This is a genomic window from Brevibacillus brevis (assembly GCF_900637055.1).
Lineage (GTDB): Bacteria > Bacillota > Bacilli > Brevibacillales > Brevibacillaceae > Brevibacillus > Brevibacillus brevis.
Genome location: NZ_LR134338.1, coordinates 4,600,952 through 4,617,332, shown reverse-complemented (window position 1 = coordinate 4,617,332; position 16,381 = coordinate 4,600,952). Strand labels below are relative to the sequence as shown.

The window sequence follows — 16,381 nt, the reverse complement described above, 5'->3', positions numbered from 1 at the left end:
GGGGATGGATGAATGGAAACATCTTCGGTAACGATTGCCACAAGCCAACCTGTTGCACCTTCCAGGCATCACGTACGAGTAGCCATGAATCGGTTTTTCGCAAACCGATTGGCTGTCTCAGGGAGTATTCTCGTTTTGTTTATCACCCTCATTTGTGTCCTTGCTCCTTTGCTCACCTCCTATGATCCACTCGAAATGAAAGTGCAGGATCGACTCCAACCGCCAAGCACGAGCCATTGGTTTGGTACGGACGAGTTTGGCCGAGATGTATTTACCCGTGTTGTGTACGGAAGCAGAATTTCTATGGGGGTTGGATTCTCGGTAGTCGTGATTACTTCCATCGTGGGGTTACTATTTGGGCTGTATTCAGCCTACTACCGAAGATTGGACAACTTTCTCATGCGGATCAATGACGGCTTAATGGCATTTCCCGCTATCCTGCTCGCCATTGCCATATTGGCAGCACTTGGCCCGAAAATGAGCAATGTGATTATCGCTCTGAGTGTTGTGTATATTCCAACGGTAGCCCGAGCGATCAGATCGGTAGCGATCACTGTGAGAGAGCAGACGTATATCGAAGCGATTCATGCGCTGGGGGGGAAGTCATGGAGGGTCATTTGGCTGCATATCGCCCCTAACTGCCTGTCTCCTCTGATTGTCCAGGCAACGTTCATTTTTGCCTATGCAGTCATTACGGAAGCCTCCTTGAGTTTCTTGGGAGCGGGAACTCCGCCGCCTGAGCCTAGCTGGGGAAATATTTTAAATGACGGAAGAACGATCATGAAACAAGCATGGTGGATGACTGTTTTTCCCGGACTGTCGATCATGATAACCGTATTGGGACTCAACCTGCTCGGAGATGGTCTCCGCGATTTATTGGACCCGCATACGAATCGAGCAAAAAAATAAGCGCTGCAAGGCGGGAAGGGGATGATTCATATGCCATTGTTGGAAGTGAAAAACTTGAGAACGACCTTTTCAACAGAGCTGGGTCAGGTGACAGCTGTAGACGGGGTTTCCTTTCAGGTGGATTCCGGCGAGACGGTCGGACTGGTTGGGGAATCGGGATGCGGAAAAAGTGTGACTTCCTTGTCGATCCTACGGCTGTTCCGAAAACACAGTGGAACGAGACTTACAGGCGAAATCTTTTTTGAGCAAAAAGAGCTGCTGCAATCATCCATGGAGGAGCTGCAAGAGATTCGCGGCAATCGGATATCGATGATCTTCCAGGACCCGATGAGCTCGCTCAATCCTGTTTATACCGTAGGAAACCAAATTGCCGAATCGCTCATGTTGCATCAAAAATTGTCCAAAAAAGCTGCGCAGGAAAAAACGATTGAAATGCTTACCTTGGTCGGCATCCCATCACCGGATAAGAGGGTGAACGACTATCCTCATCAGCTCTCAGGCGGAATGAGGCAGCGTGTCATGATCGCCATGGGCTTGTGCTGCCAGCCCAAGCTGTTGATTGCGGATGAACCGACGACCGCATTGGACGTTACCATTCAAGCGCAAATTCTTGATTTGATGCTGGGTCTGCAAAAGCAATTACAGATGGGAATCCTGCTAATTACTCACGATCTTGGCGTCGTTGCGGAAGTGTGCGATCGCGTTCTGGTCATGTATTTGGGGCAGATCGTAGAAGAAGCTTCTGTGGAAACCTTGTTTGAGAATCCGAAGCATCCCTATACGATTGGTTTGATGAAATCGATCCCGACCATTGATGGCAAACGTGGAAAGAAGCTCCATGTAATAGAAGGCATCGTTCCGTCGCTCCATCAGATTCCAAAAGGGTGTCGATTTGCACCCAGATGCCCGCTTGCAGATGAAAAGTGCAGGCAGCATCCTCCAGACTTGTTTGAAATAGCGAGATTGCATCAGGTTCGATGCTGGCATCACGAAAGAATCGGGGTGGGGGGCGTTGCGTTTGGGGGCTAAGGAGAAAACAGCGGTACCACTTTTGCAGGTATCCAATTTAGTGAAGCATTTTCCGATCAAACGAGGCTACTTTCAAGAGAAAGCGTACGTAAAAGCGGTCAGCAATCTTTCCCTGAAAATATACAAAGGGGAAACCTATGGGCTGGTTGGGGAATCCGGATGCGGAAAAAGCACAACGGGCCGCATGATCCTTCGCTTGCTTGCGCCGACGTCTGGGAGTGTGCAATACAAAGGACAGGACATCACTCATTTTTCAGATGAAGAACTAAGAAACGCCAGAAAAGAAATGCAGATCATTTTTCAAGACCCGTATTCAGCGCTGAATCCCCGCAAACAAATAGGCAAAGCCATCGCTGAACCGATGAGTATTTTCCATTTGGGAGAGAAAAGGCAGCACAAGCAGCTTGTCCTTGACCTTCTTCGTAAAGTGGGACTGCAGCCAGAACATTTCGACCGATATCCGCATGAGTTTTCAGGTGGGCAAAGACAGCGGATTGTGTTGGCGCGTGCACTTGCAGTAAATCCTGCATTCATCGTATGTGATGAGCCTGTTTCCGCACTCGATGTCTCCATCCAGTCTCAAATTCTCAATCTATTGCAACAGCTCCAAGAAGATTTTCAACTCACCTATTTATTCATCGCGCATGACCTCAGCGTCGTCCGACATATTTCTGATCGAGTCGGCGTGATGTACCTGGGTCATTTGGTGGAAGAAGCCCCCACCGATGTATTGTTCTCTGAGCCACTGCATCCTTATACCCGAGCGCTATTGTCGGCTGTTCCAGAGCCAAATCCAAAGAAAAGGAAAGAGAGGATCGTCCTCTCAAGTGAAGTTCCCTCCCCCATCGATTTGCCAAAAGGCTGCGTGTTTCATCCGAGATGTCCGCAAGCGATCGCCACCTGTAAGGAAGTCGTTCCGGTTTTGCGGGAAATGGGTACGGGCCATCGTGTCGCATGTCATCTGGTTTCATAAAAATTACAAGGATAGAGAGGAGCAAGAAGAATGCTGGATATCGTTATTCGAAATGGTCAGGTGTACGACGGAACTGGTAATCCGTGGACCCGGTTGGACATCGGCATTAGGGACGGAAGGATTGTGAAGATCGGACAGCTTCACGACTCAGAAGCCGTGCTAGAGATCGAGGCAGAAGGTCTGGCTGTTTGCCCTGGTTTTATTGACACGCATGTACACTCTGACTTGCTGTGCACAAAGCCGGACATTCACAAAATCAAGGTGCTGCAAGGTGTGACAACAGAGCTGCTCGGGCAAGACGGCATTTCTGTTGCGCCTGTCAATGAACAGACGAAACCATTATGGCAAAAACAGCTCCGCGGGTTGAATGGGGACATTGGAGACTGGCCGTGGAATTCCATTGACGAGTACCTCCAATTTTTAAGCCGCTCTACGCTGGCCGGAAATGTCGCTTATTTGGTTCCACATGGTGCTGTTCGAACACTTGTGATGGGGTTCGAGGGACGGAGGGCTACCACAGAAGAGATGCGAAAAATGCGTGAGCTCGTAGAAGAAGGAATGCGGCAAGGAGCAGTCGGCCTGTCGTCAGGGCTGGTGTATCCGCCTAATTTGTTTTCCTGCAAAGAGGAGCTCATCGAGTTATGCAAAGGAGCAGCGAAATACGATGGATGCTTCGTCGTCCATATGCGAAATGAAAGCAATCACATTCTCGAAGCGCTTGACGAGATGATCGATGTTGCACGCCGTTCAAGTGTGCGTCTGCATATTTCTCATTTCAAGGTGATTGGCCGAAACAATCGTGGCAACTTCCAACAGGCATTAGAAAAAATGGATCAGGCCCGTGCTGAGGGGATCGAGATCACCTTTGATCAATATCCGTACACAGCAGGATCAACCGTGTTACATGCCTTGTTGCCACCGTGGATGCACAATGGGGGCACAGAGGAGCTTCTCGCCAAGCTGCAAGACCCAGAGGTTCGCAGGCGGATTAAAGATGACTTCGAGAACAACCATGATTTTGAAAACTGGGTAGAGAGCTGTGGTTGGGGAAAAATCGTGATTGCGTCTGTCGCTTCTGAGAAAAATCGCGTCGCGGAGGGGAAGAATTTACTGGAAATTGCCGAGATGCGCGGAACAACACCTGCCGATGCTGTCTTTGAGCTGTTGCTGGAGGAAAACGCTGGTGTCACGATGGTCATTTCATGGGGCGAAGAGGAGGATATCACGAACGCGCTTAAACATCCGATGCAAATCGTCGGTTCGGACGGGATATTCGGCGGAAAACCGCATCCGAGGCTATACGGAACCTTCCCGAGAATATTGGGGAGGTTTGTCAGGGAAAAAGAAGTTCTCACGATGTCTGAAGCGATTCGCCATATGACAGGAGCGCCTGCGCAACTGCTTCGACTAAAGGATCGAGGATTCATTACCGAAGGGTATTGGGCGGATATCGTCATTTTCGATCCCCAAACGATTGCAGATCAAGCCACCTACGAGCAGCCTCTTCTTGAGCCGATTGGGATCAAATATGTGCTGGTGAATGGGAAAGTGGCGGTGGACAATGCATCCTTCACCGGTTTAACCGCAGGGAAAGTCATTCGAAGTGAAGAGATCAGCTTGAGAATAACCTGAATTTTCAATGAATAAAAAGGGGGTTTTTCCATGATCAAAAAGCCGGTTGGTTACATGTTGACACTGCTCTTCATCGTCACACTTTCATTTTTGGGGTGCTCTTCCTCTCCTTCCTCAAGCGATCCGAATTCTGGCAGCGTACAGGGTGAAGTGAAGCCGAAGGAGAAGAACGAATTGCGTGTAGCGTTGTCAGTATCACCACCATCTCTTGACATGGTGAAAACATCCACGACAGTGGCTCTCCAAGTAGGCTGGCATATTTTTGAGCCACTTGTCACCCTGGATAGAGACTACAAACCAACTCCGATGCTGGCGAAATCCTATCAAGTGAGTGAAGACGGCAAAGAAATTACACTAACACTCAGGGAAGGAATCACTTTTCATAACGGGAAAGCCATGGGTGTAGAAGATGTGATCGCTTCACTCAACCGTTGGAAGGAGCTGTCACCAAACGGAAAAACAGCACTTGCCAATGCCAAGATTTCGTCAAAGGACAGCGATAAGATTATCATCACCTTGGAAAAGCCCTCCGGCACGTTGTTGACTTCTCTCGCGTTTCCTCAGCAGGGCGCAATGATCATGCCAAAGGAAATCATTGAAGCGGCTACGGAAGAGGGAGTGAAAGAATACATTGGAACAGGACCGTACAAATTTGTGGAGTGGAAACAAGATCAGTACATCCATCTTGAAAAATATGCCGATTATCAAGCATTGTCCGATCCTGCAAACGGATTGGGAGGGAAAAAGGAAGCAAAAGTAGACCGGATTTACTTCCACACGGTCCCGGATGCGGCTACTCGTGTTGCTGGACTTCAGTCAGGGGAGTACGACTTTGCTGATGAGCTCCCCTTCGACAACTATGAACAGTTAAAAACTGATCCGAATCTGGTGACGGTCGTGTCGAAACCGCAAAAATACGTTGGCATGATTTTTAACAAGAAACAGGGTTTGTTCGCGAATGTAACGGCACGACAGGCAGTGAACGCCGCACTTGACCATGAAATGATCATGATGGGGATTACCGGGAACCCGGATTTCTTTCGACTGGATCACAGCCTGATGTTTGTAGAGCAGCCTTGGCATTCAGAAGCAGGAAAAGAAAAATACAATCAAAAGAACCCCGAATTGGCGAAAAAACTGCTGGCTGAAGCTGGATACAAGGGTGAGCCCGTGACGATTATTACAACGAAAGATTACGATTATATCTACAAAAGCTCGATTATGGTGAAAGACCAGTTAGAGAAAATCGGGGTCAAAGTAAACTTTGAGATTTACGACTGGCCTACGATGGTCAGCAAACGATCGGACGAAAACAAATGGAACATATTCTTTACCGGTTTTCCAACCTACACAAACCCGGTTCAAACATTGTACCTGGATTCCCGCAACAAGTGGCCAGGCTGGTACAACAATGCTGAGATGGATGCGTTGCTGGACGAACTTCGCCATACCGTTTCCTTTGATGAGCAAAAGGCCAAATTTGAGAAGATTCAAGCGTTGTTCTGGGAGGATCTCCCAATTGTAAAAATAGGTGACTTGCATGGATTGGCAGCTCATCGCAACTATGTCAAAGGCTATCAATACTTCATGGATGCGCCATTCTGGAATGTTTCTGTCCAATAGCGAGGAGACGTTTATATGATACCGAAAAAATTTGATATCGTCATACGCAACGGGATGGTTTGTGATGGCACAGGAAATCCGTGGACGGGACTTGATATTGGAATCGAAAACGGGCTTATTTCTCATATAGCGAAATCTATTCCCACAGAAGGAAGCAAGGAAATAGATGCGACGGGAATGGTTGTGACCCCTGGTTTTATTGATGCACATGTTCATTCAGATTTGTGGTGTACCCGACCCGACATTCACCAAATCAGGGTGTTGCAGGGGATTACGACAGAACTAGTAGGGCAGGATGGGGTTTCTGTTGCCCCCGTCACGGAAGAGACAAAGCCGCTCTGGATGAAGCAATTGAAACGAATCAACGGTGATATAGGAGAGTGGCCCTGGAATAGCATTGAAGAATACTTAGCATTTCTTGAAAAGGCGAAGCTGAATGGCAATGCAGCATATCTAGTACCACATGGAAATATAAGATCCATCGTGATGGGATTTGATGGCAGGGAGGCTACGCAAAAAGAAGTCCAGGCGATGCAGGAACTGGTAGAGCTAGGAATGCAGCAGGGCGCATTTGGCGTGTCGTCCGGTATCCAATACCCGCCTTGTGTCTATGCGAATAAAGAAGAATTGGTTGGAATCTGCAAGGGTGCTGCTGAATACGATGGCTGCTTTGTCGTTCACATTCGCAACGAAAGCAATTACTCGTTGGAGGCGTTGGACGAGGTGATCGATGCAGCCCGCAGATCGGGAGTTCGCCTACATGTATCCCATTTCAAAATTTGTGGAGGCAGAAATCGGGATAAGCTGGATATTGCTTTGGAAAAGTTGGAGCAGGGACGCGCGGAGGGGATCGAGATTACGTTTGATCAATATCCGTATGCGGCAGCATCGACTTTTCTGCACGCCATTCTTCCACCATGGATGCATGACGGTGGTATCCGCAGGATGTTGGAGAGGCTGCACGACCCCAAATTGCGCGAGCGAGCGAAGGAAGAAATTATGGACAACGGGGAATACGATAATCCCGTTAGAAACAACGGATGGGACAATCTGGTCATCGCATCTGTAGCCTCGGTGAATAATCGAGGGCTGGAAGGAATGAGTTTGCAGGAAATAGCCCAGCGAAAAGGGATCGATCCGGCATCTGCCGCATTCGATCTTCTCATCGAGGAGGAAGGCGAGGTAACGATCATTATCCATTGGGGGAACGAATACGATGTCGAACGGGTAATGAAACATTCGCTGCAAATGGTGGGTTCAGATGGTGTGTTCGGCGGGAAACCCCATCCCAGACTCTACGGTTCATTCGCTCGTGTGCTAGGTCATTACGCAAGAGAAAAACAATCGTTTCCGTTATGGGAAGCGGTGCGGAAAATGACAGGCGCGCCCGCTCAGTTGCTGCGGTTGCGAGATCGAGGATTTTTACGGGAAGGATACTGGGCCGATATCGTAGTATTTGACCCGAATGTGATTGTAGACCGGGCAACATATGAAAACCCTTTGCAGCACTCAGTCGGTATTCGCCATGTCCTGGTCAATGGAAAGATCGCAGTGTCAAATGGACGTCTTACAAATGCGGTAAGTGGTTCAGTTATCCGTTATCAGTCTTGAATGCCAAACCGAAAAAACATAGAAAAGGGCCGCACGGTTATATTCCGGCGGCCTTTTCGTATTATACGTGATAAACATCCAGAGCGGCCTGAACAGCACGACCTGCATGCACACGCACTCCATGCCGGATGAGAACCGCTTCCAACGCCCCTAGCACATGCAAAATATTTTTCTTCCGGCAGCTGTAGCCCATTGTGCCAATCCGCCAGATTTTCCCTTTTAGCGGCCCGAAGGAACTGGCAATTTCTATATGAAAATCTTCGAGCAGCATAGCGCGGACTGACTCTCCGTCCACCCCTTCAGGAATTTTGATACAGGTCACGACGGGAAGCTTGCAAGCCGGATCGCCATAGAGCTGCAATCCCATCGCCAACACACCAGCGACCAAGGCTTGTTCATGCAAGCGATGTCTGGCGAATCTCGCCTCCAGACCTTCCGTGAGGGCAATGCGAACTCCCTCGCGCAAGGCGTACAGCATCGTTGTCGCCTCCGTATGGTGGTTCAGCCGTGCGGGTCCCCAGTAATCCATGAGCTGGCTCAGGTCAAAATAGTTGCTGCGGATCGTTCGGGTTTGAACAGATTTCGGTGCGGAAGGATCAGCGAGTCCACGCTCAATTTTTTTCCGTTGGAGCAAGAGTGCTTCTACACGAGAATTAAACGTGATAGGAGCCATCCCAGAGGGGACAGACAAGCATTTTTGCGTGCCGCCAATACATGCGTCGATATACCAGTCGTCTACCTTCACTTCTGTCCCGCCGATCGAAGCGACAGCATCGACGACAAATAGGACATCCATCCGGCGGCAAGCTTCTCCGATTTCTTTCAAAGGCTGAACACAGCCGGTGGATGTTTCGCCGTGAACCACTGCTACGATTTTGGGCTGAACGCGCTCGATTTCGGCAATGACGTCCTGCGGCTCAAAGACACTTCCCCAGCGCGTTTCCATCGTAATCACATCTGCGCCGTACCTTTCCGCAATCTCCGTCAGCAGGTGCCCGAATCGTCCATAAATGGGTACAAGCACCCGATCTCCCGGTTCGATTACGCTGCACAAAACAGCCTCAATGCCCGCCCGGGAAGTTCCGTCAATAGGGAATGCCCAATGATTGGATGTCTGAAACAATTTCCGAAGCATTTCCATTGTTTCGTTCATGATGTTCGTGAATTCTGGATCGAATTGCCCCAAAATGGGTGAACCCATCACGCGAAGAACACTAGGCTCGGCCTCGACGGGCCCTGGCGTCATGATCGTCCGTTGTGAGGTGGTCAGTTCTTTGTATGCACACATAAGCTCTCCCCCAACTCTTTCTATATCAACGGCCGCCTTTCCGATTCCATCACCGGAAAAAACGGCCGCAGCACTACCAATCTTTTGTGCCCATCAAAAATCTATTTTGAAATTCAAGAATCCAGCTTTCCGCAGCGCCTCGTAAATGATGACGAGCGCTGGACCGAGTATCAGCCCGAAAAATCCCATCACCTGAAATCCGAGGAACAAGCTGACGAGAGCGGCAAGGGCGCTAATTCCCAGATTGGATGCGAGTACCTTGGGCTCAATAATCCGGCGGACGACCGTAATCACGAGGAAAATGACGATCAGGCCGATTGCCAAATAGGAATTGCCCATCAAGAAGTTGTAAATGGCCCATGGGACGAGGAACGAGCCTGCGCCCAAGATGGGGAGGATATCGACGAAAACGATCATCAGCGAAATCACGGCTGCATACTTGACCTGCAAAATGAGCAATCCCAAAAAGGACAGCGTGAACGTCATCAGGCTCAAGATGATTTGGGCACGTAAAAATCCAACGGTGGCACGGTTCAATTGAGAGATAACCACCTCGACCTTTTCACGAGCAGACACCGTGAACATTCTCATGAAGCCCGCACGCAATTTCGGCAAATCGAGACTGATCAAAAACAAGGCAACCAAGTAAATGATCGTGGAGATCAAAAATCCCGGAACGATGGCTGCCACACCGAGAATACCTTTGGCAACCGTAGAGGCTGAAGTAAGTGCCCAGCTTTTAAGCCCAGCGAAGACACTCTGGATTTCTGAGACGGTTTCGGCAGGCAACGATTCATAGTAAGTTTCCCAGCTTATCAAATAGGACTCGACCAACTCAAAAATATGCTGCGAAAAAGCCGGTAATCGCTGAGCCAAATCAATTCCCTGAATCACGATCTGCGTACCGATCCAGTACAGTACGATCCCAAAAGAAATGAGGAACAGGAAAAAGGAAGAGATTACCGCACTCATCCGATTCATTCGTAGCCTTTTGATCAGAAACAAGACGAGCGGCTCTACCAGAATTGCGGTTAACAATGCTAGCAAGAAGGGGACGGAGTAAGGCAAAAGAAACAACCCGACTGCCAGAACTAGTAGCAGGATGATCATTTTCCGAATCGTCATGACTGCGCTCCATTCTGAATGAAAAATCGCTGAAAATTGATTCCCTTATTTTATCATTTTTCCAGAAGCGAACACAATCAGCCCAATCATATCGCGAATTCGATAGAGATTATCAGAAAAAATAAAGAAATGGAAAGAATACAAAAAAGGGGAAAACACAAAAAGTCATGATATGATGCTCACCTATATACCACTCGAGTTTGATGCGTATTAGAATATCGACTTGAGAGTCACATCTTAATCTTTCATAGCGAGGTGTCAGAATGAAGCGGTTTGGTTTAGCGATGCAGATTGTCGTCGGTCTCATTCTGGGTATCCTGGTGGGTGCTATTTTTTACGGCAACCCGGCAGTGGCGACCTATTTACAGCCTATCGGTGATATTTTTCTCCGATTGATTAAAATGATTGTCGTTCCGATCGTTGTTGCCACGCTTATTGTGGGCGTAGCAGGTGTAGGCGACATGAAAAAGCTGGGCAAGATCGGTGGTAAGACGATTCTGTATTTTGAAATCGTTACCACGATTGCTATTATCGTTGGTCTATTGGCGGCCAATATTTTTCAACCGGGTGCCGGTGTGGATCGCACCGTTCTTACCAAGACGGATATCCACAAGTATGTAGACACGGCAGAAACGACACAAAGCCACGGCATGGTGGAAACATTCGTCAATATCGTGCCAACCAATGTGTTTGATGCGCTCGCTCGTGGCGACATGTTAGCGATTATTTTCTTCTCCGTTTTGTTTGGTCTGGGTGTAGCAGCGGCAGGGGAAAAAGGAAGGCCTGTTCTCAACTTCTTCAATGGAGTTGCGGACGCGATGTTCTGGGTTGTTAACACGATCATGCGTTTTGCTCCGTTTGGTGTTTTCGCACTGATTGGTGTTACCGTTTCCAAATTTGGTTTGTCTTCCCTCATTCCATTGGGGAAACTGGTTATTTTGGTTCACTTTGCCATGCTGTTCTTTATCCTTGTGGTATTGGGAATTATCGCACGTATCAGCGGAGTCAAAATTACAGCAATCCTGCGCGTTCTGAAGGACGAGCTCTTGCTGGCTTACTCCACTTCCAGCTCCGAGACTGTACTGCCTAAAATCATGGAAAAAATGGAGAAGATGGGCTGTCCGAAGGCGATTACGTCCTTTGTTATTCCGACAGGCTACTCCTTTAACCTGGATGGTTCCACGCTGTACCAGGCACTGGCTGCTCTGTTCATTGCGCAAATGTATGGTATTCATATGCCAATCAGCACACAGATCACGCTGATGCTCGTACTGATGGTTACATCCAAAGGGATCGCTGGTGTACCGGGAGTATCGTTCGTAGTCCTGTTGGCTACGCTCGGCTCTGTAGGTCTCCCAGTAGAAGGTCTTGCTTTCATCGCCGGTGTAGACCGTTTGATGGATATGGCTCGTACAGTTGTTAACGTAGTAGGTAATGCGTTGGCAGCAATCGTGATCTCTCGTTGGGAAGGTCAGTTCGACAAAAAGAAAGCAGACGATTATGTTCAGGCAGTTAAAGCCGATCCGCATGCTGCTTAATAAATAGTGTTTAAGAAGCCTCCTGTCAGTGAATGAGCTGGCAGGAGGCTTTTTGCTTTGTTTTAAAAAGTGGCTAAGGTGGTGGGAAGAAGCGCATTTCCAGTCTACGCTTCGGCCTTCGCCCAGCAAGGGGTGACAACTGTCCGCTCCGGAATAAATGGCGGGAGCGCTTCAAACGTAGAAGTTTCGATGAGGTACTCCATGAGTGAAGCTGAAAACCCCCGCCATTTATTCCTGCGCTGGGAAGGGCTCCAGAGGCGCTTGGACTGGAACTGCGCTTCTTCTACGCGGCTATTTTCTACAAATAAAACACCTTACTTTAAAATGTGGATTTTTTGTTGACACCAAAAACAGGAAAGAGTAATATGATACCAACAACTTGATAATAACATTTTGTTAATAACAAAAAGACAACAACAATTCAGCAGATAAAAGAGGCGATTGGATGAAAGAAAAATCACATGTAAATAAACGAGGTCAAACCGAACAGGAGTACTTGGAGGCTTATGATGTCAGCCAATTCGAGCGGCCGTCTGTGACAGTCGATATGCTGGTATTCACCGTGATGGATGAGCTGGAGGAGAATTACCGCAAGCTCTCGCCCAAGTCGTTGAAAATATTGCTCGTGAAGCGTGGTGAGCATCCGTATATCGGCCAATGGGCGTTGCCAGGCGGGTTTGTTACACCTGGGGAGAGTCTGGAGGAGGCAGCCAGACGCGAGCTGCGTACGGAAACAAACGTAGACGACATTTACTTGGAGCAGCTCTACACCTGGGGCGATGCGGGCAGAGATCCACGGACATGGGTTATCAGCACGTCGTACATGGCCTTGGTAGACAGCTCGTCTTTACAGCTGCAGGCCGGGGATGATGCAGAGGAAGCGGAGTGGTACCGCATCGAGGACAGGTGGCTGAAAGAAACGAAGACGGCTACTAATGACGGCTCCATTACTGAAAAATGGCTGGAACTGCGACTTGTGCACGAGAGAGAGGAACTGTCTGCCACTATTAAGATCACCAAAACAGTAACGGGCCGCATCGTTCGTGAGACCCGCGAAATTGTAGAGACGAACAACATTGCATTTGATCACGCCAAAATCATTCAATACGCACTAGAGCGGTTGCGTAACAAAATTGAATACACCGATATCGCCTTTGCCTTAATGCCGGAGCTGTTCACGCTAAGAGATCTGCAACAGGTGTACGAAGTGATTTTGGGACGTGAGCTGTTGGCTGCGGCGTTTCGCAGGAAGGTAGCCGACAAAGTGCTGGAAACGAATCAATATCGAAAACATGCCGGGCACCGACCATCCAAGTATTTCCGATTTAACCCGGAGTGGATGGATCAGACATAGCCCGTTACCAGGGAGGAAAACACAATGAATCAGGGACACAATCGAAGCGGGCGCGTGCGAATCGCGCAAGAGACGCTGCAAATCATAGAGCAGGGCTACTACGTGAACAAAGCGGGAGAAAAGAAGAGCATTACAGAGGAGCTAGCTGCTGCCATCAGCCAGTCGGTTCTGTATCGGCCAAATGATTTGGCAGCAGACACAGTGCCACTGCCATCGCATCAATCAGCGGATGCACAGCTGCGTGCCAAGGTTGAGGTTACCTCGGAATCCAGCCTGGATGCAGCCAAGCGCCTCGTTGTCCACGAGAAACGAGCAGATGCCGTTTGCTTGAATTTTGCTTCCGCCAAAAATCCGGGTGGAGGCTTCCTCGGGGGAAGCCAGGCGCAGGAAGAGAGCTTGGCGCGTTCCTCTGGGTTGTATCCTTGCATCGTGCAAATGCAGGAAATGTACACCTATCATCGCCAGTTAAAAACCTGCTTTTATTCCGATTACATGATTTACTCACCGCGGGTCCCTGTGCTCCGCGACCAAAGCGATCATCTTTTGCGTGAGCCATACCTCTTGTCTTTTATTACGGCGCCTGCGGTGAACGCTGGGGTTGTTCGTGAGCGAGAGCCTGAAAATATCGCGAAGGTTGGCCCTGTCATGAAAGAGCGCATCCGGAAAATTTTGCGGGCAGCAGCCATTCACAACCACCGGACGATCATTTTGGGGGCGTACGGCTGCGGGGTATTCCGCAACAAAGCGGAGGACGTAGCAGACTACTTTGCGACTGTTTTGATCGAGGAACAGTACGCACAGCTTTTTGACCACATCGTTTTTGCCGTCTACGACAAATCTGCGCGCCAGGAAAACCTGCGAGCGTTCAAGGAGAGATTCGCATGAATGCGAAAAGCACCGGCTTTTTAGCAGACTGGAATTGGTTTGAAAAAATTTGGCTCATCTCGTTTACACTCGTTACCCTTTATTTGTATGTCGCACTGGATGATACATTAATCGGCTTGATCGCCTCCTTAACAGGGATGCTGAGTGTCGTGCTCGTCGCCAAAGGAAAGACGTGGAGCTACTACCCGGGTATCATCAATGTGGTTTTGTACGCCTTCGTTGCGTATGGGCAAAAGTACTATGGCGAAGTCATGCTGAATCTTCTCTATTTTTTGCCGATGCAATTCATAGGACTCTACCTGTGGCGCAAAAACCGCGTGTCCGAAGTGAAACAAAATGACGTCAAGATTACCATTTTGTCCAACCGAGCACGCATCTGGTGGACGATCTTGAGCATCATCGCAACGATTGCCTACGGGTTTGTATTGAAGCAAATGGGCGGGGCTTTGCCTTTTGTCGATTCCTTGACGGCTGTGCTCTCCGTCATCGCGATGCTCTTCATGGTGAAGCGCTTGGTCGAGCAGTGGGTGGTCTGGATCATCATTGATTTGTTCACGATCTACATGTGGCTGGTAGCGTTTTTGAAGGACGGAAGCGATATCTCCATGCTGGTCATGTGGTCAGCTTATTTGGTGAATGCCATTTACGGCTTGATGAACTGGATTCGACAGTACCGCAAGCAAAGGGAGGAGCAGACATGGGGGGCGTAGGCTTCATTGGCGGCAAGTTTTTGCCACTGCATCAGGGACATGTATACGCGATTACACAGGCGGCCTGCCGCTGCGACGAACTGTACGTCGTTCTCTCGCACAGCCCGACTCGCGACCGACAGCTGTGTGAGGAGGCAGGAATCAAGCCCATTCCCTATGAAGTTCGCTTGAGATGGCTGTCCACACTGGTCAAGGACATGGAAAATGTCCGAGTGCTTGCAGTCGAGGATTGTGCGGATAGCGATGATAGCTACGATTGGGAGGCCGGAGCAGCGGATATCAAGCGCATGATCGGGAAAAAAATTGATCTTGTTTTCAGCTCCGAGTCCGCCTACGATCCGATTTTTCGCCGTTTATACCCGGAGGCAGCGCACATCATTCTCGATGAATCGCGCAGCCAAGTGCCGATCTCCGCTACCCAAATTCGCAACGAAGGGGTCTACGCTCATTGGCAGCGCATCCCGGCTGTTGTTCAGCCCTATTTCGTCAAAAAGGTAGTGGTGGTAGGAACAGAGAGCTGCGGGAAATCGACCTTGACCCGTTATCTTGCGAAAATCTACAACACCGTGTTTGTCGAGGAGTATGGACGAACAATCTGCGAAGAGGTCGGGGGCTGCGATACGATTTTGACACCGGAGTATTTCCCACATATCGCGTATGGTCACAAAATGAAAGAGTACGAAGCGCTCCAGAAAGCCAACAAGCTCTTGTTCATCGATACCGAGGCGATTGTCACCCAGTTTTACTCCGAATTGTACACCGGGCAAACCTTCCCTGTTCTCGACCAGATTGCCGAAGAGCAAGCGTATGATTTATGGCTGTTCATGGAGCCAGATGTCGCATGGGTGGATGATGGACTGCGTGTGCACGGAGAAGAGCAAGTGCGCCTGCACAATCATGAAAAGCTGCGCCAGATGCTGGATGAGCGGGGAATTACCTACGTGACACTGCGAGGAAATTATGCCGAGAGACTGCAAGGAGCTATGCGGCATGTCGATCAACTGTTGAAGACGACTTCTCAACAAGCTGGAATTGGGCTAGACTAAAGTCATCAAACGATTCTGACAGTAGAAGGGAGCCGTGCTGCATGCAGTCGATCGTACAGCCGCTATCCCCCCTTAGCTTGAAGGAATGGGCAGTCGCCGTCAAAGCACTTGGAGAAGGTGAGCAGATCATCACGATCCGCAAGGGTGGATTATACGAGGAAACACGAGAATTCCGCTTGGAAAACAATAAATTTTATTTGTACCCGACCTATGAGCACCAGAAGCGCGACATGGTTAAGGCAGACTGTCAACACCTGTTAGATGCGACCCTCGAAGGCTGGACAATGGACAAGAAGACCGTAACGATTGAGTATTTTGCCGAAGTGACCGACGATGTTGAGCTGATGGACGAAGCCAAGCTGCGTGCGCTTTCGCCCTTCCACATCTGGACGGATAATTTCGCAGATGTGCGTTTGCATTGGAAGAAAAAACAGCCGCTGCACATTTTGTTCGTGCGGATGTTTCGACTAGAGCAGCCGGTGGAAATCCCGATTGACGCTGCTTATCAAGGCTGCAAATCTTGGCATGATCTATTGGTGGACATTCCGCGAACTGCGTTTACCCCTGTGCTTTCTGACGAGGAGTTCGCAGCGAAAAAAGCAAAGATCATGGCGATTCTGCAAAACTAACATTCCATTCCACTCTTGTATGGAGGGTT

General features: G+C 49.2%; 14 protein-coding genes. 12 read left to right on the top strand and 2 right to left on the bottom strand.

Annotated features, from left to right (window positions below; translation table 11 throughout):
- The first annotated feature begins 12 nt into the window (after positions 1 to 12).
- Genes EL268_RS22190 through EL268_RS22165 form a run of 6 tightly spaced genes read left to right on the top strand, consistent with a single transcriptional unit; the run spans position 13 to position 7,777 of the window.
- A complete protein-coding gene (locus tag EL268_RS22190) occupies positions 13 to 909 on the top strand; it encodes an ABC transporter permease (RefSeq protein ID WP_106654326.1) in 897 nt (298 codons plus the stop codon).
- A 21-nt stretch (positions 910 to 930) separates the two neighbouring features.
- Positions 931 to 1,938, top strand: coding sequence for an ABC transporter ATP-binding protein (locus EL268_RS22185; protein ID WP_106654327.1), 1,008 nt, complete (start codon positions 931 to 933; stop codon positions 1,936 to 1,938).
- Positions 1,928 to 2,911: an ABC transporter ATP-binding protein gene (locus EL268_RS22180; RefSeq protein WP_106654328.1), complete on the top strand. Its 984-nt coding sequence runs from the start codon at positions 1,928 to 1,930 to the stop codon at positions 2,909 to 2,911. Before EL268_RS22185 ends, EL268_RS22180 begins: the two co-directional genes overlap by 11 nt.
- Before the next feature lie 30 nt (positions 2,912 to 2,941).
- Entirely contained in the window at positions 2,942 to 4,543 is a 1,602-nt protein-coding gene (locus EL268_RS22175) for an N-acyl-D-amino-acid deacylase family protein (RefSeq protein WP_106654329.1), read from the top strand.
- 30 nt (positions 4,544 to 4,573) lie between these two features.
- Positions 4,574 to 6,166 carry an ABC transporter substrate-binding protein gene (locus tag EL268_RS22170; protein WP_106654330.1) on the top strand — a complete coding sequence of 531 codons (1,593 nt, stop codon included), beginning with the start codon at positions 4,574 to 4,576 and terminating at the stop codon, positions 6,164 to 6,166.
- 15 nt (positions 6,167 to 6,181) lie between these two features.
- Complete coding sequence (locus EL268_RS22165; protein ID WP_106654331.1) at positions 6,182 to 7,777, top strand: N-acyl-D-amino-acid deacylase family protein; 1,596 nt, start codon at positions 6,182 to 6,184, stop codon at positions 7,775 to 7,777.
- A 61-nt stretch (positions 7,778 to 7,838) separates the two neighbouring features.
- On the opposite strand, the gene EL268_RS22160 is transcribed toward EL268_RS22165, so the two are convergent.
- Entirely contained in the window at positions 7,839 to 9,065 is a 1,227-nt protein-coding gene (locus tag EL268_RS22160) for a pyridoxal-phosphate-dependent aminotransferase family protein (RefSeq protein WP_106654332.1), read from the bottom strand.
- A gap of 93 nt (positions 9,066 to 9,158) precedes the next feature.
- Positions 9,159 to 10,190, bottom strand: coding sequence for a sporulation integral membrane protein YtvI (gene ytvI, locus EL268_RS22155; protein ID WP_106654333.1), 1,032 nt, complete (start codon positions 10,188 to 10,190; stop codon positions 9,159 to 9,161).
- 263 nt (positions 10,191 to 10,453) lie between these two features.
- Between ytvI and EL268_RS22150 the strand changes: the two genes are divergently transcribed.
- From EL268_RS22150 to EL268_RS22120, 6 genes are all read left to right on the top strand, one after another.
- A complete protein-coding gene (locus EL268_RS22150) occupies positions 10,454 to 11,728 on the top strand; it encodes a cation:dicarboxylate symporter family transporter (protein WP_106654334.1) in 1,275 nt (424 codons plus the stop codon).
- Positions 11,729 to 12,173: 445 nt separating this feature from the next.
- Positions 12,174 to 13,082 (top strand): NUDIX hydrolase, encoded by a 909-nt coding sequence (locus tag EL268_RS22140; protein WP_106654336.1) that lies wholly within the window; start codon positions 12,174 to 12,176, stop codon positions 13,080 to 13,082.
- 24 nt (positions 13,083 to 13,106) lie between these two features.
- Positions 13,107 to 13,967 (top strand): TIGR02452 family protein, encoded by an 861-nt coding sequence (locus EL268_RS22135; protein WP_106654337.1) that lies wholly within the window; start codon positions 13,107 to 13,109, stop codon positions 13,965 to 13,967.
- Positions 13,964 to 14,677: a nicotinamide riboside transporter PnuC gene (pnuC, locus tag EL268_RS22130; protein ID WP_106654338.1), complete on the top strand. Its 714-nt coding sequence runs from the start codon at positions 13,964 to 13,966 to the stop codon at positions 14,675 to 14,677. The genes EL268_RS22135 and pnuC overlap by 4 nt, the downstream gene beginning before the upstream one ends.
- Positions 14,665 to 15,723, top strand: coding sequence for a multifunctional transcriptional regulator/nicotinamide-nucleotide adenylyltransferase/ribosylnicotinamide kinase NadR (nadR, locus tag EL268_RS22125; RefSeq protein WP_106654339.1), 1,059 nt, complete (start codon positions 14,665 to 14,667; stop codon positions 15,721 to 15,723). Before pnuC ends, nadR begins: the two co-directional genes overlap by 13 nt.
- A 41-nt stretch (positions 15,724 to 15,764) precedes the next feature.
- Positions 15,765 to 16,352 carry a DUF1802 family protein gene (locus tag EL268_RS22120; protein WP_106654340.1) on the top strand — a complete coding sequence of 196 codons (588 nt, stop codon included), beginning with the start codon at positions 15,765 to 15,767 and terminating at the stop codon, positions 16,350 to 16,352.
- The last annotated feature ends 29 nt before the right edge of the window (positions 16,353 to 16,381 follow it).